The organism is Xanthomonas sp. 3058 (assembly GCF_014199765.1).
GTDB lineage: Bacteria > Pseudomonadota > Gammaproteobacteria > Xanthomonadales > Xanthomonadaceae > Xanthomonas > Xanthomonas campestris_B.
The window spans coordinates 128,801-145,072 of the sequence record NZ_JACHOF010000003.1; the positions used below are offsets into that span (position 1 = coordinate 128,801).

Below are 16,272 nucleotides of genomic sequence, written 5' to 3' on the forward strand. Positions count from 1 at the left end.
TGTGGGCGGCGTGCTCAGGATCGAGCGAGACAGGTCGCATCTGGCCGTGGTCGCGCCCACGGTGCGGTGGGCGGCACGGTGATGCGCTTCCGCCCTCAGTTGGACCAGCCGCCATCGATGATGTGGGTCTGGCCGGTGGTGAACGACGCTTCGTCCGAGGCCAGATACACCACCAGCTGCGCGATCTCGCGTGGGTCGCCCAGGCGGCCCATCGGCTGGCGGTCGGTGAAGCTCTTCCACACCGCCTGCTCGTCGCCACCCAGCGCCTTGACGCGTTGGCCCAGCGACGGCGTCTTGATGGTGCCCGGGCAGATCGCATTGCAGCGCACGCCCTGGGCCACGTAATCGGCGGCGATGGCTTTGCTCAATCCGATCACCGCCGCCTTGGTCACGCCGTAGACGAAACGGTTCGGCACGCCCTTGATGCTGGACGCCACCGACGACATGTTGATGATGCTGCCGCGGCCGCGTTCGAGCATGCCTGGCAATACCGCCTTGCAGGTGTAGTACATCGCATCGACGTTGATCGAGAACGAGCGGCGCCAGGCCGGCTCGTCGCAATCGAGAATGCTGCCCTGATGCACGAAGCCGGCGCAGTTGAACAACACATCGAACGGACCGTGCGCGGCGACCAGTGCGGCGATCGCGTCAGCGTCGGTGACATCGAGCAGCTGGGTGGTGATGGCCTCCGAGTCGGCCGCCAGCGCGTGCAAGGCAGCGGCGTCGATATCGGTGGCGATCACCTGCGCACCGGCGCGTGCGCAGGCCAGCGCGCTTTCGCGGCCGATGCCGGCGCCGGCCGCGGTGATCAGGCAGCGCTTGCCGCGCAGGCGGTCGTTGGGAGTGGTGGAGAGCGAGACAGTCATACCGAAGAGGTTCCGTAGGTGGGGGCCGCCGGCCTTGGCAGACGATAGAAGTTGCGTGCGTTGTCGCCGAAGATCGCCGCAGCGTGACCGTCGGCGTGGGTGGTAACCAGGTGCTCTGCGATGTCCAGCCACTGCGCGTAGTCGGCGCGCTGGGTCAGCACCGGCCAGTCGCTGCCCCACAGCAGCCGTTGCGGGCCGAAGCGCGCGATCAGATGCGCGACATACGGTTCCAGCGCTTGCGCGCCGGCGCCGCGCGCCGCTTCGGTGAGCAGGCCGGAGAGTTTGCAGTGCACATTGGGATGCTGCGCCAGCGCGGCCATGCCGGCCGCCCACGCGACGAATTCGCCGGCGGCGATCTGTGGTTTGCCGCCGTGATCGATGACCACGCGCAAGCCCGGATGGCGCTTCAGGCGCGTTTGCAGTGCCGGCATATGCGCGCTGCGGATCAAGGCGTCGAAGGCCAGATCGTGCGCAAGCAGGGCGTCGAATGCGGCATCCAGCGCGGCGCTGGCCAGCCATTGCACGTCGGCGATGTCCTGCACCATCGGGCGCAGGCCCTTGAGCACACCGCCGCCGTCACGCACCAGCGCGTCGATGCGCGCGGCGGCATCGGGCGCGGCGAAATCGACCCAGCCGACCACGCCGGCAATCCGCGCATCGGTGCGCGCCAGATCGAACAGATAGCGGGTTTCGGCCTCGGTCGCGGCGGCCTGCACCACCACCACGCTCTCGACGCCGGCAGCGTCCAGTGCATCGCCGATGTCGGCGGGGGCGAAGTCGCGGTACAACGGCGCCAGCGCGGGTGTGAGCCAGTGGTAATCGCCACGGGCCAGTTGCCAGAAATGCAGGTGCGCGTCGACCCGGCTCATGGCGTGGGCAGCTCCGCAGCGAGCAGGCCGTCATCGCGCAAGCGTTGCCATAGCGCCGGTGGAATCGCCGCATGCAGGCGTTCGGTGGCCGACTGCACTTCGGCCACGCTGCGCATGCCGGCCACGACGGTGACCACTGCCGGATGCGCCAGCGGGAACTGCAGTGCCGCCGCGCCGATATCCACATCGAATGCCGCACAGGCCGCATACAAGCGCTGCGCGTGCTGCAGGGTGGCGGTATCGACCGGGGCGTAGTTGTAGGTCGCACCGGGGCCGCGCGCGTCGCTGAGCAGGCCCGAGCTGTACGGGCCGGCCGACAGGATCGCCACGTTGCGCTGCTGCGCCTGGTCGAGCAATGCGCGCGCGCCGTGCTGTTCCAGCAGCGTGTAGCGGCCGGCCAGCATCACGCAGTCGAGCGGAAACCGTGGCAGCACCTCCAGCGCCACGTCCTGCTCGTTGACGCCCAGCCCGATCGCCCCGCAGGCACCGACTGCCTTCAGCTCCGCCATTGCCGGCAAGGCCTCCTCCAAGGCCTGGCGCAGCACGTTGGCGTGGTTGTCGCCGTGGGTGAGCGCACCGATGTCATGCAGCAGCAGCACGTCGATGTAGTCGGTACCCAGACGCTCCAGGCTGGAAGCGAACGCACGCCGCACGCCGTCTGCGCTGTAGTCGAAGGCGGCGCGGCGGCCTGCCACTGCAAAGCCCTCGCGCCCTGCGGCGGCCTGCGCGTCGTCATAGAGGCAGCGGCCGACCTTGGTCGACAGCGTGTAGTCCGCACGCGGCACGCCGGCCAGGCCACGGCCCACCCGCGCCTCGCTCAGTCCGTAGCCGTAGTAGGGCGCGGTATCGAAATGACGGAGACCGGCCTCGAACGCGCCGGTCACCGCTGCCAGCGCCTGGCCCTCATCGACCTCGGTATACAGGTTGCCGATCGGGGCGGCGCCAAAGCCCAGCGCCGAGAGCTGCACGCGGGTGCTGCCCACACGTCGCCGCGTCACGCTCACGCGCCACGCTCTGCAGACTGGATCGCAGCGGCGCAGGCCTGGGCGGGATCTGGAAGGCAATAGCTGGGCATCGCGACGTCCACCAGCCAGCGGATGGCTGTTCGCATATGAATATGGCAATCATAAGTGAACAGATCACGCTGCAGTGCAGCATTACGAAAGGCATTGGTTCAGCGGCGCGCTACGCGGTTTGCGTCGAAGGGGTGGATCCATCTGTCAGCCAACGCGTGCACGTGCTTGGCCACCACGGTCGTTCGGCGTGCGTGCACGCCACACTCCGTATGCGGCGATGGTCGGTTGATCGCCGGGACGGCTGCGATGGAAACGCGACCCGGCCGCGCATGCAGCCGTTCGGCGTTCAGCACACACCGATTCGGCGATTCCTGCGCCTGTCGCCCTGCTGCGCCTGTCCGGCGCCCCGGCAGTGCACACCCGGGGGATTGCGCGCGGCCGTGCGCACGGTTTGCCGCCTGCCGCGGTACCAGCAGAAAGCGGGGCCCTGACAGCCCCGCCGGTCACTCATCCGCAGCAATAGCAGACGTTGCCCTGTCCCAGGTCGCCTCCAAACTCCGGGCATTCGGCCTTGCAGGCCCACGCACTGCACGATTCGGTCTTCGGTTGTGCGTTATCGACTGCCATCACCTGGAACGCACCGAAACCGGTACTGGCCAGAAAGGTCGCCGCCATCAACGCACTGCGCAAGGTCCCCAAACGCTTCTTCATGGATCACTCCTTCACCGTTGCAAAAGCCGCTGGCGCATCCGTGCGGCGCAATGCGGCGACCAGGTCCTGCACCCGCTCCGTGGTATCGAAAACGCCAAGATGGGAATGGCGCACGCGCCCCTGCCCATCGATGGCCAGCAGCAGCGGCACGTTGCGCGCGCGGAACAGCATCAACGCGCGACGATCGGTCAACGTGACCACCGGGAAATCGAAGCCGTGCACATGCGCATAGCGTGCGGCCTGTGTCGCATCGCATTGGCATACGCCCAGCAACTGCGGGCGACCAGCCGCGTTGGCCTGCAATTGCCGCGCTGCGTGCACCACCGTGGGTGCAGAGCGCTGGCAATACGGGCAGGTCGTGGTGAAAAAGAACAGCACCTGCGCCGGCCCTTGCGGGACACCGAGCGTGCGGCGTTGGCCTTGGGTATCGGTCACCTCGATGCGTGGCACATACATGCCGTCGTACGGCGCGCTGACGCGGGTCTGCAACCATTGCTGCTGGGTACGCAGCTGTTTGTTCTGCCATGCCAGCACCGCAATCAGTGCGCACGCCACCAGCAAGCCGATCCAGAGCCAGGGAACACGTCGCGCCATGCCAGCTCCAGAAGCCGCGTTGGAACCCGAGCCTTGCCCAGGCATCAGCGGATGGTCAATGGTGATATCGACAACTGCGATGCTGGGCGGTGTGTGGTTGTGGATGCGATCACACCCCCGCGCTTGGGCTTGCCAGCGATGGAGCGGCCGATATGCCGGGTTTGCGCAGGGTTGCCGACCGGTCAGCAGTGCGTTGTGTGTGTAGACGTGCAGCGTGCTCATGTGCGGTGCCGTGCAACGTCCTGCGTGGCATGCACGTCCCTGCCGGATGTTCGGTCAGTCAGGGCAGTGTCTGACTGCGGTAAGGTGCGTCGCCCGCGGGAATTCACGCATCCCGATGCCTTCTCATCTCTCCCTGCTGGCTGCGGCCGCATGCCTGATGCTGACAGTGTTGCAAACTGCCTCTGCTGCTGCGCCTGACCGTGCCGAGCGTAATGGCGCTGTCCCGAGCTGCACTGCCGATGCCTATAGCTGTCCGTCGTGGATGCCATCGCAGCGTGAGATGCGCACCGTCATTGCCGCTTACTTCTGCGACGCCGCCGACCGCGGACTGGTCAGGCCGCACGTGAGTCGCGTGGTGCGTGCGGAAACCTCGCAAATCACCTGCGCGGCACTCGGTCCGCAGCCGGGTTCCAATTTCGTGTGCGGGGGCGAGATGCATTTCGTTGGCCCCGACGACGAGCGCATGGATTTCATTACCTTCAGCCCGACCATGCACCGTCAGGACGATGGGCGCTATGCGATCTACGAAGGCGAGGACGACACCGGGAACGCGATCTGGCAGGTGCCGCCCCCGCAAAGCGCGTCCAAGGTCTGCTCCGGCCAGCCACTGCGCTGATTGCCGTGCGTGGACTCGCCCATGTGTGGCGCTTGGCTGCGGCGATCGCCCGTGCCGACGCAGGGCGGCCGATGAAACGCGGCAAGCAGCGGCCAGGCGAGCGGTTGCCCATCGCGTGCGGGCGATGCCGATCGCATCGTGTTCGTATGCAACGCTGACGCGAAGCGAATGACAACCGGTTGCACACAGTTGCCGGATCAATGCGGACCAGCTCCCTGACGACACGGCCGATGCGATGCAGACGCAGCGTGCCCCGGCTGCGATGCGATTTAGGCAGCCGTGCTGCCTGTCGCGCTCAGTCTTCTTCGGGCGGTGGCAGCACGATGCCGTCGGCATCGATGGCGAGCTTGCCGGCCATCAGCACCGCCTGGGTGCGGTTGGTGACGCCAAGCTTGCGCAGGATCGCGGTGACGTGCGCCTTGATGGTGGCCTCGGACACGCCCAGATCGTAGGCGATCTGCTTGTTGAGTCGCCCCGCGCCGAGCATCTGCAGCACGCGGAATTGTTGCGGGGTGAGATCGCGCAGGCGCTGGCCCACTTCGCGTTCTTCGCTGTCGGTCGGCGGCAGGTTCTGCGCTTCGGCCGGAATCCAGCGCTCGCCATCGAGCACCGTGGCCAGCGCGCGGCCGATGGTGTCCGAATCGGCGGACTTGGGAATGAACCCGAACGCGCCATGGTCGATCGCACGCCGCATCACCGTGGGTTCTTCGCGTGCCGACACCACCACCACCGGCAACTGCGGATGCAACGAACGCATGTGCACCAACGCACTGAAACCCTGCGCGCCGGGCATGTTGAGATCCATCAACAACAGATCGGCATCCGGTTGCGCATCGGCCAGGGTGTACAAGGCGTCCACCGTGTCGGCCTCGAACAACTGCACCCCCGGCATCACGCGCTGCACTGCCCCGCGCAAGGCCTCACGGAACAGGGGATGGTCGTCGGCGATCAGCAGGGTGGTCATTGAGGGGCCGGGAATCGGGAGTGGGGAATCGGGAATCGCAAAGGCAACAGCGACGGGCACGGCAAGCAACAGCAAAATGACGACAGCGAGGCAACGGCGAAATCGGTGTGACGGGTTTGAAAAATCAAAGGTCCGGAGTGGTGAGGAATGGGCCGGGGGATCGCTTTTACGAAACCCCAATCCCGACGATTCACTCTCCGCTGCTCAGGGAACCGCCCTAACGATTCCCCACTCCCGATTCCCCATTCCCGACGCGCGTCAGCGCGTCAACCGTTCGCTCACCAACGAATCCACCACCGACGGATCGGCCAGGGTCGAGGTGTCGCCGAGCTGGTCGGGGGCGTTTTCGGCGATCTTGCGCAGGATGCGGCGCATGATCTTGCCCGAGCGGGTCTTCGGCAGGCCCGGTGCCCACTGCAGGTGATCCGGGGAGGCGATCGGGCCGATCTCCTTGCGCACCCAGCTCACCAGTTCCTTGTGCAGTTCCTCGCTCGGCGTCTCGCCGGCGATCAAGGTCACGTAGGCATAGATGCCCTGGCCCTTGACATCGTGCGGGAAGCCGACCACCGCCGCTTCGGCGACCTTCGGGTGCGAGACCAGCGCGCTTTCCACTTCGGCGGTGCCGATGCGGTGGCCGGAGACGTTGATCACGTCGTCCACGCGGCCGGTGATCCAGTAATAGCCATCGGCATCGCGGCGGCAGCCGTCACCGGTGAAGTAGCTGCCCGGGTAGGTGCGGAAATAGGTGTCGATGAACCGCTGATGGTCGCCATAGACCGAGCGCATCTGGCCCGGCCAGGAGTCCAGCAGCACCAGGTTGCCTTCGGTGGCGCCTTCCAGGATCTTGCCTTCGGCATCGACCAGCGCCGGTTGCACGCCGAAGAACGGCAGCGTTGCCGAGCCGGGCTTGAGATCGACCGCGCCGGCCAGCGGCGAGATCAGGATGCCGCCGGTTTCGGTCTGCCACCAGGTGTCCACGATCGGGCAGCGGCTGTCGCCGACCACTTCGTAGTACCAGCGCCAGGCCTCCGGATTGATCGGCTCGCCGACGCTGCCGAGCAGGCGCAGGCTCTTGCGCGAGGTCTGCTTGACCGGCGCTGAGCCGTCGCGCATCAGTGCGCGGATCGCGGTGGGCGCGGTGTAGAAGATGCTGACCTGGTGCTTGTCGATCACTTCCCAGAAGCGCGACACGGTCGGGTAGTTCGGCACGCCTTCGAACATCACTGCTGTGGCGCCGTTGGCGAGCGGACCGTAGACGATGTAGCTGTGGCCGGTGACCCAACCCACGTCGGCGGTGCACCAGTAGATGTCGTCCTCGCGCAGGTCGAACACCACTTCGTGCGTGTAGCTGGCAAACAGCAGGTAGCCGGCGGTGGTATGCAGCACGCCCTTGGGCTTGCCGGTGGAACCGGAGGTGTAGAGGATGAACAACGGATCTTCCGCGTTCATGCGCTCGGGTTCGCATTCGGCCGGCTGACCGTCGACCACATCATGGAACCAGCGATCGCGCGGCGCCTGCATCTCCACCGCGCCGCCGGTATGCCGCACCACCAGCACCGTTTCCACGGTGGTGGTGCCGGGAATTTTCAGCGCCGCATCCACGTTGGCCTTGAGCGGAATCTTCTTGCCACCGCGCAGGCCTTCGTCGGCGGTGATGATCAGCTTGCTCTGGCAGTCGATCACGCGGTCGGCGATCGAGTTGGCGGCGAAGCCGCCGAACACCACCGAGTGCACCGCACCGATGCGCGCGCAGGCAAGCATGGCCACGGCCGCATCGACGATCATCGGCAGATAGATGGTGACCCGGTCGCCTTTCTTGACGCCGAGATTGCGCAGCGCATTGCCGAGCTTGCACACGCGCTCGTACAACGCGCGGTAGGTGACCGGGTAGGACGCGGCGTCGGGGCTGTCGGGTTCGAACAGCAGCGCGGTCTTGTCGCCGCGCGTGGCCAGCTGGCGGTCCAGGCAATTGACGCTGGCGTTGAGCTCGCCATCGCCGAACCAGCGGATACGGAAGTCGTCCAGCGCGTAGCTGACGTCCTTGACCTGGGTGGGTTGCTTGAACCAGTCCAGCCGCTGCGCGGCCTTGCCCCAGAACTGCTCGGGGTGTTCGATCGATTCGCGGTACAGCGCTGCGTACTGCTCGCGCGTGACGCGCGCATCGGCGGCGAACGCGGGATCGACGGGATAAAGATCAGCCATGGCACCCTCACTTGCGATGAACTTGTCGGAAGAGGGCGCGACGGCCGCCCTCGGTAGACAGTCAGTGTGCCGCATCCATTCTGTCCCGGCGGCCAACGACGACTTAGACGATGGTCGTAACCGCCAGGCGGCCGTGCCGCAAAATCATTGCAGGCCTGATGCGGCGATCGGTGGCGATTGTCCAATGCTGCGCTGCAGCTTCGACCAAAGGACAATAGGCTCACACGCGTGGACTGCCTCACGCTCCGCACAGCATCGCCATCTAGCGCGAAGCGTTCATCGGGGAGAGGGGTCCATGAAACACCGTACTGCATCGTTGGTGCGCCATCCGTTGGCGGCTGCCTTGTTTGTCGCCAGCATTCTGCCGGGCGTGGCGTTTGCGCAAACGCCCAAGGAAAAGGCGCTGGAAGCGCGTATTGCCGAGTTGGAGCGTCAGGTCCAGCTGCTGGTCTCCGCGCAACAGCAACAGCAGGGCCAGATTGCCCAGACCCAGACCCAGGTCACCGAGGTGCGCGCTGCACAGGTGCAGGCACCGGTCGCCGCTGCGCCTGCGCTGCCGGCCGGCAAAAAGCCGATCCAGCTGACCAGCATCACGCCCAACGCGGTGCCTGGCACCACGTTCCGCTACAGCGGTTTCATCAAGGCCGACTTCCTGACCACCCGCACCGGGGACGGCCAATTGGCCGAGGGTGCGGTGGGACGTTATCTGTACATCCCGGTGCAGACCCCGGTCGGTGGCTCGCCTTCGAGCACCGACACCGACTTCCACGCCAAGTTCTCGCGCTTCGGCCTGGGCGTGGATACCGTCACCGAAAACGGCGACAAGCTCACCGGCTTCATCGAAATGGATTTCTTCGGCAATGCGCTGGCCAACCAGGTCAACAACCTGTACGGCAGCACCTTGCGCCACGCCTACGTGAGCTGGAACAACTGGCTGGCCGGCCAGACCTGGTCCAACTTCATCGATGCCTCGATCCTGCCCGAGGCGGCCGACATCGTCGGGCCGACCGACGGCGCGCTGTTCAGTCGCCAGACCCAGATCCGCTACACCCGTGGTGCCTTCAGCGTGTCGGCCGAAAATCCCGAGACGCTGACCACGCCGTACCAGGGTGGCAACACCATCCTGGCCTCGGATCATGGCGCGATGCCGGACCTGACCGCCCGCTACAACTGGAAGGGCGATTGGGGCACATTCGGTCTGTCGGCCATTGCACGCCAGTACCGCACGCGCAGCGCCTTGACCAACGACACCGATTTCGGCGGCGCCATTGCCGGCGGCGGTCGCTGGATCATCAACTCGAAAAACGATCTGCGTTATCAGCTCAGCTACGGCGAAGGCCTTGGTCGCTATCTGGGCCTGGGCAACGGCCCGGACGTGGAGATCGATGTGGACGGCAAGATCCAGACCATCAGCACCGTGGCAGGCTGGTTGGCATGGCGGCACGACTACACCTCCAAATTGCGCAGCACGATCATGTACTCGCGCGTCGACTACGACCGTGATGCGGTCAACTCCGGCCAGCTTGCGACGACCTCGCAGCAGAGCGTGCGCGCCAACATCTTCTACTCGCCGTTGCCCAAGGTCGATGTGGGTGCGGAGTTGATGTTCGGACGTCGCGAGATCGAAAACGGCGACAGCGGCGACATCTCGCGCCTGCAGTTCACCACCAAGTACACCTTCTAACTAATGTTGCCGCCGGCGATGCATCCCGCTGCGGCGGGACAGGCATCGCCACTTTCGCTCTACCAGGAGACAGACAATGACCGTCTCGAATGACGCACTGATCGCCAAGATCGATGCCAATCCGAAGTACCACGCACTCAAGCGCCAGCGCAACGTGCTGGGCTGGACACTCACCGCCCTGATGCTGCTGGCCTATTACGGCTACATCGGCCTGATCGCTTTCGACAAGGCGTTCCTGGCCAAGCCGATCGGCGATGGCGTGACCTCGGTCGGCATTCCGATCGCGATCGGGGTGATGGTGTTCACCATCATCATCACCGCCATCTACGTGCGTCGCGCCAACAACACCTACGACCAGCTGACCGCGCAGATCCTGGAGGAAGCCCGCAAATGAGCAAGACTTCGCGCCTTCTCCTGATTGTGGCCGGCCTGCTGCCGGCAGGCCTCGCACTGGCCGCCGGTGGCGACATGGGCCAGGTCGACAAGCAGCCCACCAACTGGGTGGCGATCGGCATGTTCGGCTTCTTCGTGCTGGGCACCTTGTGGATCACCAAATGGGCGGCGGCCAAGACCAAATCGGCCTCTGACTTCTACACCGCCGGCGGCGGCATCACCGGCTTCCAGAACGGCCTGGCGATCGCCGGCGACTTCATGTCGGCGGCCTCGTTCCTGGGCATTACCGCAGCGGTGATGGCCAACGGCTACGACGGCCTGATCTATGCGATCGGCTTTCTGGTCGGCTGGCCGATCCTGACCTTCCTGATGGCCGAACGGCTGCGCAACCTCGGCAAGTACACCTTCGCCGACGTGGCCGGCTACCGCTTCGCGCCGACGGCGATCCGCAGTTTTGCCGCATCGGGCACGCTGGTGGTGGTGCTGTTCTATCTGATCGCACAGATGGTCGGTGCCGGTGCGCTGATCAAGTTGCTGTTCGGCCTGGACTACTGGGTGGCAGTGACCCTGGTCGGCGTGCTGATGATGGTCTACGTGCTGTTCGGCGGCATGACCGCCACAACGTGGGTGCAGATCATCAAGGCGGTGTTGCTGTTGACCGGCGTGACCTTCATGGCCGTGGCGATCATGTGGCACTTCAACTTCAGCTTCGAAGCGCTGTTTGCCGAGGGCGTGCGGGTGAAGACGGCAATCGCCGCCAATGGCGGGGCATCGCCTGAAGACGCCGCCAAGGCGGGCCTTGCGATCATGGGGCCGGGCGGTTTCGTGAAGGACCCGATCTCGGCGATCTCCTTCGGTATGGCGCTGATGTTCGGTACCGCCGGCCTGCCGCACATCCTGATGCGCTTCTTCACCGTTCCCGATGCCAAGCAGGCACGCAAGTCGGTGCTGTGGGCCACCACCTGGATCGGCTACTTCTACATCCTGATCTTCATCATCGGCTTCGGCGCGATCGCACTGGTGCTGACCAACCCGCAGTTCGCCGATGTCGCCACCGGCACCATCCACGGCGGCAAGGGCGCGGCCAACATGGCGGCGGTGCTGGTCGGCAATGCAGTGGGCGGCAACGTGTTCATGGGCTTCATCTCGGCGGTGGCCTTCGCCACCATCCTGGCGGTGGTCGCAGGTTTGACCCTGTCCGGTGCCTCGGCGGTGTCGCACGACCTGTACGCCACGGTGATCAAGAAGGGCAATCCGGCGCCGGGTTCCGAGCTGAAAGTCTCGCGTGCCACCACCCTGGTGCTGGGCGTGATCGCGGTGCTGCTGGGCATCGTGTTCGAGAAGCAGAACGTGGCCTTCATGGTGTCGCTGGCGTTCGCCATCGCCGCCTCGGCCAACTTCCCGGTGCTGATCCTGTCCTTGCTGTGGAAGAACTGCACCACGCGTGGCGCGGTGGTCGGCGGCTTCCTGGGCCTGATCTCCTCGCTGGTGCTCACGGTGCTGTCGCCGTCGGTGTGGGTGGACACGCTGGGTAACGCGGCCGGTTCGGCGCCGTTCCCGTACACCTCGCCGGCACTGTTCTCGATGACGATTGGCTTTGTCGGCATCTGGCTGTTCTCGGTCCTGGATCGCAGCCCGCAGGCGGCCAATGAACGCGCCGCGTTCAAGGCCCAGCAGATCCGTGCCGAAACCGGCCTGGGTGCCAGCGGTGCATCGGGTCACTGAGGTAGCGATCCATCGCGGATGCGATCGCAACACGCCGGCCATGTGCCGGCGTGTTGCGTTGTGGGCACCGCGCCGGAGCGTGCTGACCAGGTGGTCCAGGACAGGATTGCCGCGCCGTGCCTGGGGTGGCGCGTTACCATTGGCGGTTTGAACCACGGTCCGCGCCATGAAAATTGCCTCCTGGAACGTCAATTCGCTCAACGTGCGCCTGCCGCATCTGCAACAGTGGCTGGCGGCGTTCATGCCGGACGTGGTCGGCATCCAGGAAACCAAGCTGGAAGACCACAAGTTTCCCGATGCGGCGCTGGCCGCGCTGGGCTATCGCAGCGTGTTCTGCGGGCAGAAGACCTACAACGGCGTGGCGATCCTGTCGCGTTCGCCCGCGCTGGACGTGCAGATGGGCATCCCCGGTTTCGACGACGTGCAGCAGCGCGTGATCGCGGCCACCGTCGATGGGGTGCGCATCGTCAATCTGTACGTGGTCAATGGCCAGGACGTCGGTACCGACAAGTACGCCTACAAGCTACGTTGGCTCGCTGCGGTGCACGACTGGCTGGCGCAGGAACTGCAGCGGTATCCGCAGCTGGTGGTGCTGGGTGATTTCAACATCGCCCCGGACGCGCGCGATGTGCACGACGCCACGGTATGGAACGAGCACCATATCCTTACCTCCACCGCAGAGCGCGCGGCATTGGAAAAACTGCTGGCGCTGGGTCTGCACGATGCGTTCCGCCTGCATCACGACGCTGCCGAGCAGTTCAGCTGGTGGGATTATCGCCAGGCCGGGTTCCGGCGCAATCTGGGCCTGCGCATCGACCTGACCCTGGTGTCGGAGGCCTTGCGCGGCCGTGCAGTGGAAGCGGGTATCGATCGCGAGCCGCGTACCTGGGAGCGTCCCAGCGATCATGCGCCGGCATGGGTGCGTTTGGCAGAGGCGAGTGCATGAGCGAGCGGCATCTGCGGCGTAGCACGCACAAGATAGGCGAGGTGACGCTCGGGCTTGTGCATCGGTTGAGTTGTCACTGCGGCGCGGTGCAGATCGATCTGGAGCTGCCGCACGGCCTGCTCGATCCACGCCGCTGCGATTGCTCGATGTGCCGCCGACGCGGTGCCATCGTTGCCTCGGTCGCGCTCGATGGCCTGCATGTGCTGCAGGGCGAAGACGTGCTGCAGCTGTATCAGTTCAATACGCATGCCGCCGCACATTATTTCTGCAGCGTGTGCGGTATCTATACCCATCACCGACGCCGGTCCAACCCCAACGAATACGGCTATAACGTCGGTTGCCTGGATGGCGTCAATCCGTATGCGTTGAACATCGCCGTGCCGGTGGAAGACGGTGTCCACCATCCGGCCGACCGGATTCCGGCCGATGGCTGAAACGACAACGCCCGGGCAAGCCCGGGCGTTGTGTGACCCGCCGTGCGCTTGGATCAGCGCAAGCGACCACGCGTGAACAGATTGACGATTGCCAGCAGGATCACCGCACCCACCAGCGACCACACGAAGGTCCACAACGTGATGGCCTGGTTGATGCCGCCGCCGAACAGGAAGCCCGCGATCAGCGCGCCGACGATGCCGACCACGATATTGAGGATGATGCCTTGCTGTGCGTCGCGACGCATGATGATGCTGGCAAGCCAACCCACGATGCCGCCGACGATCAACCAGATGATGATGCCCATGTTGTCGATCTCCTCATGTCAGTGCACCGGGAGTGGTGCATGGGCGCCATTCAACGCAGGCCGGCGTGAAGCAGCCGTCGCGTGCGGTTCGGCACGCTGGCGATGGTTCGGCTTGGTGCAGGCGGCGTGACAGCGCACACGAGCTGGCGGATCGGCCCGGTGCAGTTGTGGCTGCGCCCGCATCGGCATGGCGAGCGCGGCGAACCGCAGGCGCGGCAACTGCTCGGCCCCGCGTTGGGCATCGCGCCGGAACAGCTGCCTGTGCAGCGCGATGCGCGCGGGCGACCCTCCCTGCAGCCGGCCTTGCCGCAGCACGACGCCGGCTGGAGCCACAGCGGCGACTATCTGCTGGTCGGGCTTGGCGAAGGCGTGCGGCTGGGGGTGGATCTGGAGCGGATTCGCGCCCGCCCGCGCCTGCTGGAGATCGCGCAGCGCTTTTTCCACGCCGATGAAATCGCGTTGCTCGCCACGCTGGAGCCGGACGCACAGCAGGCGGTGTTCTTCCGCCTGTGGTGCGCCAAGGAAGCCTTGCTCAAGGCGTACGGCCACGGCCTGTCGTTTGGCTTGCATCGGCTGGCCTATGCCGTCGGGCCCGACGGTGCATTGCACTTGCAATGGTGCGACCCGGAGCTAGGCCAGGCTGCGCTCTGGCAGGTGCACGAATGGTGGGCCGCACCGGATTGCCGCGCGGCATTGGCGTTTTATCCGCTGGCAGTCGGCTGAGGGCCGCAGGCGAAGACTGCATTGGTCGCCAGTGCGGTCGCTGCCCGGGATCTGCCTGTACCGCGCGGACTGCGTTTCTTTGCCCTCCGACCTGGCTGCACGTCGCTTCGTGTTGGGAGCCACTCCAGAAGCGGCCAGGCAATGCTGCGTTCGTCACCGGTGCAGGCGTGGTGCATGCCTTGACGTGGCGATGCCAGAGGCCACGACAGCCATGCGCGCACAACGGCATGCAGCCGGGGTGTGCGCTTGCGATGGCGGTTCGCGTTTTCGCTATGCCGTTGCATGCGGCAGCAGTGGCTGGCGGAACTGGGCCACGCCGTCCAGATCGCGCAAGGTCACGGTCAGCACGCCGCTGCCGCCGTCGATCTCCACTTCGCCGAAGAACTGGAACCCGGCCAACGGCGAGGTGTTCTGCGCTGGCGGCGCTTTCTGGAACACCACGCGCGGGCCGAAGGTGGCATCCAGCGCATTCGGGCCGAAGCTGCCGGCATTGAGCGGGCCGGCGACGAATTCCCAGAACGGCTCGAACTGCTGAAACATCGCGCGATCCGGGTGGTAGTAATGGGCAGCGCAATAGTGCACATCGGCGGTCAGCCACACCGTGTTGCGGATGCGCGCGGTGCTGATGAAGCGCAGCAACGTGGCGATTTCCTGCTCGCGGCCACGTGGCACGCCCGGATCGCCATTGGCGATCGCCTCCCAACGCGCGTGGCCTGCGGCGTCCTGTCCATCGGGTACCTGCAGGCCGATCGGCATGTCGGCGGCGATCACCTTCCACTGCGCGCGTGAGCCGGCCAGTTCGCGTTGCAGCCACGCCAATTGCTGCGTGCCGAGAAATGCAGTGTCCGCACCTGGCTGCGGCTGCAGGTTGTCGCTGTTGGCGCCCCGATAACTGCGCATGTCCAGCACGAACACATCCAGCAGCGGGCCGTAGCCGATCTTGCGGTAGATGCGCCCGTCGCCATCGGCGCGTACGCCGCGCATCGGTGCGTATTCCAGAAACGCCTGGCGTGCACGCCGGGCCAGCACGTCGATATCGCGCACCCGATAGCGTTCGTCCAGTTGCTTGCCCGGCGACCAGTTGTTGGTGGTTTCGTGGTCGTCCCATTGCCAGATCTGCGCGACGTCGGCGTTGAACCGGCGCAGGTGGTCGTCGAGCAGGTTGTAGCGGTAATTGCCGCGAAATTCGTCCAGCGTTTCGGCCACTTTGCTTTTTGCGGCCGTGGTGAGGTTGCGCCAGCGTTTGCCTTCTTCGACGATCAGTTCGGCCGGCACCGGGCCATCGGCGTAGATGGTGTCGCCGCTGTGCAGGAAGAAGTGCGGGTTGCGCGCGCGCATCGCGCTGTAGATGCGCATGCCGCCGATGTCCGGATTGATGCCGAAGCCCTGCCCGACGGTGTCGCCGCTCCAGACAAAGCGCACATCACCACGCGCGTGCGGGGCGCTGCGCAGATGCCCAAGCACCGGCGCGCTCAACACGCCGCTGTCGGCATCTTCAAAGCGCACCCGATAGAAGATGTCCTGATCGCGCGGCAATGCAGTCAGGTCCACCCGCGCAGTGAAGTCGTGCGCCGGCACCGCCATCGGCCCGTCCACGCGACGCGCCTGGCGCAGGCTCGGGCGCGTATCCCACTCCACCCGCAGCCGCGCCGGCCGATCGCAGCGGCTCCACAGCATCGCCCGGCCATCCAGTACATCGCCGCTCTGCACGCCGTCGGTGATGAGCGGCCGCCCGGACGGCGCGGCCAGACTGCGTGTGGACCAACCGGCGGTGGCCGGCAGCAACAGTCCGGCGCCCAGACCTTGCAACACGCGGCGGCGGGCGGGATCGGAGACGGTCATGGGCATCCTCGACGAGCTGGCGGCGATGTCCAGGTATAGCGCCGCTGTCTTACCGGCAGGTGTCCATTGCGCTGCGTGGCGCAGTGGATCGCGGGTTGCAAGGCAGCAGTCGCCGCAGTGCGCGGCACATAGGATGAATCAGGTGCGTGGCAATGGCGGG

The 16,272-nt window shown here is 65.8% G+C and carries 16 protein-coding genes; 7 read left to right on the forward strand and 9 right to left on the reverse strand.

What is annotated here, in order from left to right:
* Positions 1-95 precede the first annotated feature (95 nt).
* The 5 genes from GGR61_RS06060 to GGR61_RS06080 form a co-directional block, all read right to left on the reverse strand.
* Positions 96-866: an SDR family oxidoreductase gene (locus GGR61_RS06060; RefSeq protein WP_184406530.1), complete on the reverse strand. Its 771-nt coding sequence runs from the start codon at positions 864-866 to the stop codon at positions 96-98.
* A complete protein-coding gene (locus GGR61_RS06065) occupies positions 863-1,735 on the reverse strand; it encodes an amidohydrolase family protein (protein WP_184406529.1) in 873 nt (290 codons plus the stop codon). Before GGR61_RS06065 ends, GGR61_RS06060 begins: the two co-directional genes overlap by 4 nt.
* Positions 1,732-2,739, reverse strand: a complete 1,008-nt coding sequence (locus tag GGR61_RS06070) for an aldo/keto reductase (protein ID WP_326520230.1) — start codon at positions 2,737-2,739, stop codon at positions 1,732-1,734. The genes GGR61_RS06065 and GGR61_RS06070 overlap by 4 nt, the downstream gene beginning before the upstream one ends.
* 519 nt (positions 2,740-3,258) lie before the next feature.
* Entirely contained in the window at positions 3,259-3,462 is a 204-nt protein-coding gene (locus GGR61_RS06075; RefSeq protein WP_184406527.1) for a hypothetical protein, read from the reverse strand.
* A gap of 3 nt (positions 3,463-3,465) precedes the next feature.
* Entirely contained in the window at positions 3,466-4,029 is a 564-nt protein-coding gene (locus GGR61_RS06080) for a TlpA disulfide reductase family protein (protein ID WP_184620953.1), read from the reverse strand.
* A gap of 529 nt (positions 4,030-4,558) precedes the next feature.
* On the opposite strand from GGR61_RS06080, the gene GGR61_RS06085 reads away from it, so the two are divergent.
* Positions 4,559-4,894 (forward strand): hypothetical protein, encoded by a 336-nt coding sequence (locus GGR61_RS06085; RefSeq protein WP_260287019.1) that lies wholly within the window; start codon positions 4,559-4,561, stop codon positions 4,892-4,894.
* Between the two features lie 295 nt (positions 4,895-5,189).
* Here the strand turns inward: GGR61_RS06085 and GGR61_RS06090 are convergent, their stop codons facing one another.
* Together GGR61_RS06090 and acs are read right to left on the reverse strand one after the other, a co-directional pair.
* Complete coding sequence (locus tag GGR61_RS06090) at positions 5,190-5,858, reverse strand: response regulator transcription factor (RefSeq protein ID WP_016901792.1); 669 nt, start codon at positions 5,856-5,858, stop codon at positions 5,190-5,192.
* Positions 5,859-6,116: 258 nt separating this feature from the next.
* Positions 6,117-8,060: an acetate--CoA ligase gene (gene acs / locus GGR61_RS06095; RefSeq protein WP_184406525.1), complete on the reverse strand. Its 1,944-nt coding sequence runs from the start codon at positions 8,058-8,060 to the stop codon at positions 6,117-6,119.
* 295 nt (positions 8,061-8,355) lie between these two features.
* Between acs and GGR61_RS06100 the strand changes: the two genes are divergently transcribed.
* The 5 genes from GGR61_RS06100 to GGR61_RS06120 all read left to right on the forward strand — a co-directional run bounded on the left by GGR61_RS06100 (position 8,356) and on the right by GGR61_RS06120 (position 13,242).
* Entirely contained in the window at positions 8,356-9,744 is a 1,389-nt protein-coding gene (locus GGR61_RS06100; protein ID WP_184406524.1) for a DcaP family trimeric outer membrane transporter, read from the forward strand.
* A gap of 76 nt (positions 9,745-9,820) precedes the next feature.
* Entirely contained in the window at positions 9,821-10,138 is a 318-nt protein-coding gene (locus tag GGR61_RS06105; RefSeq protein WP_184406523.1) for a DUF485 domain-containing protein, read from the forward strand.
* Complete coding sequence (locus tag GGR61_RS06110; protein ID WP_184620799.1) at positions 10,135-11,862, forward strand: cation acetate symporter; 1,728 nt, start codon at positions 10,135-10,137, stop codon at positions 11,860-11,862. The genes GGR61_RS06105 and GGR61_RS06110 overlap by 4 nt, the downstream gene beginning before the upstream one ends.
* Positions 11,863-12,028: 166 nt before the next feature.
* On the forward strand, positions 12,029-12,808 hold the full coding sequence (xth, locus tag GGR61_RS06115) for an exodeoxyribonuclease III (protein WP_184620800.1): 780 nt from the start codon (positions 12,029-12,031) through the stop codon (positions 12,806-12,808).
* Complete coding sequence (locus tag GGR61_RS06120; RefSeq protein ID WP_184620801.1) at positions 12,805-13,242, forward strand: GFA family protein; 438 nt, start codon at positions 12,805-12,807, stop codon at positions 13,240-13,242. The genes xth and GGR61_RS06120 overlap by 4 nt, the downstream gene beginning before the upstream one ends.
* A 53-nt stretch (positions 13,243-13,295) precedes the next feature.
* On the opposite strand, the gene GGR61_RS06125 is transcribed toward GGR61_RS06120, so the two are convergent.
* A complete protein-coding gene (locus GGR61_RS06125; protein ID WP_101364965.1) occupies positions 13,296-13,547 on the reverse strand; it encodes a GlsB/YeaQ/YmgE family stress response membrane protein in 252 nt (83 codons plus the stop codon).
* Positions 13,548-13,673: 126 nt separating this feature from the next.
* Here GGR61_RS06125 and GGR61_RS06130 point away from each other — a divergent pair, with 126 nt between their 5' ends.
* Entirely contained in the window at positions 13,674-14,270 is a 597-nt protein-coding gene (locus GGR61_RS06130; RefSeq protein ID WP_184620802.1) for a 4'-phosphopantetheinyl transferase superfamily protein, read from the forward strand.
* 270 nt (positions 14,271-14,540) lie between these two features.
* On the opposite strand, the gene GGR61_RS06135 is transcribed toward GGR61_RS06130, so the two are convergent.
* The gene (locus GGR61_RS06135; protein WP_184620803.1) at positions 14,541-16,112 is read right to left on the reverse strand and encodes an alkaline phosphatase D family protein; all 1,572 of its coding nucleotides are present in this window, start codon (positions 16,110-16,112) and stop codon (positions 14,541-14,543) included.
* Between the last annotated feature and the right edge of the window lie 160 nt (positions 16,113-16,272).

What these genes read in the sequence shown, in the direction of transcription:
- GGR61_RS06060 (WP_184406530.1), bottom strand. Translation starts at nt 866, where the DNA reads ATGACTGTCTCGCTCTCCACCACTCCCAACGACCGCCTGCGCGGCAAG.
- GGR61_RS06065 (WP_184406529.1), bottom strand. Translation starts at nt 1,735, where the DNA reads ATGAGCCGGGTCGACGCGCACCTGCATTTCTGGCAACTGGCCCGTGGC.
- GGR61_RS06075 (WP_184406527.1), bottom strand. Translation starts at nt 3,462, where the DNA reads ATGAAGAAGCGTTTGGGGACCTTGCGCAGTGCGTTGATGGCGGCGACC.
- GGR61_RS06085 (WP_260287019.1), top strand. Translation starts at nt 4,559, where the DNA reads ATGCGCACCGTCATTGCCGCTTACTTCTGCGACGCCGCCGACCGCGGA.
- GGR61_RS06090 (WP_016901792.1), bottom strand. Translation starts at nt 5,858, where the DNA reads ATGACCACCCTGCTGATCGCCGACGACCATCCCCTGTTCCGTGAGGCC.
- acs (WP_184406525.1), bottom strand. Translation starts at nt 8,060, where the DNA reads ATGGCTGATCTTTATCCCGTCGATCCCGCGTTCGCCGCCGATGCGCGC.
- GGR61_RS06100 (WP_184406524.1), top strand. Translation starts at nt 8,356, where the DNA reads ATGAAACACCGTACTGCATCGTTGGTGCGCCATCCGTTGGCGGCTGCC.
- GGR61_RS06105 (WP_184406523.1), top strand. Translation starts at nt 9,821, where the DNA reads ATGACCGTCTCGAATGACGCACTGATCGCCAAGATCGATGCCAATCCG.
- GGR61_RS06110 (WP_184620799.1), top strand. Translation starts at nt 10,135, where the DNA reads ATGAGCAAGACTTCGCGCCTTCTCCTGATTGTGGCCGGCCTGCTGCCG.
- xth (WP_184620800.1), top strand. Translation starts at nt 12,029, where the DNA reads ATGAAAATTGCCTCCTGGAACGTCAATTCGCTCAACGTGCGCCTGCCG.
- GGR61_RS06120 (WP_184620801.1), top strand. Translation starts at nt 12,805, where the DNA reads ATGAGCGAGCGGCATCTGCGGCGTAGCACGCACAAGATAGGCGAGGTG.
- GGR61_RS06125 (WP_101364965.1), bottom strand. Translation starts at nt 13,547, where the DNA reads ATGGGCATCATCATCTGGTTGATCGTCGGCGGCATCGTGGGTTGGCTT.
- GGR61_RS06135 (WP_184620803.1), bottom strand. Translation starts at nt 16,112, where the DNA reads ATGACCGTCTCCGATCCCGCCCGCCGCCGCGTGTTGCAAGGTCTGGGC.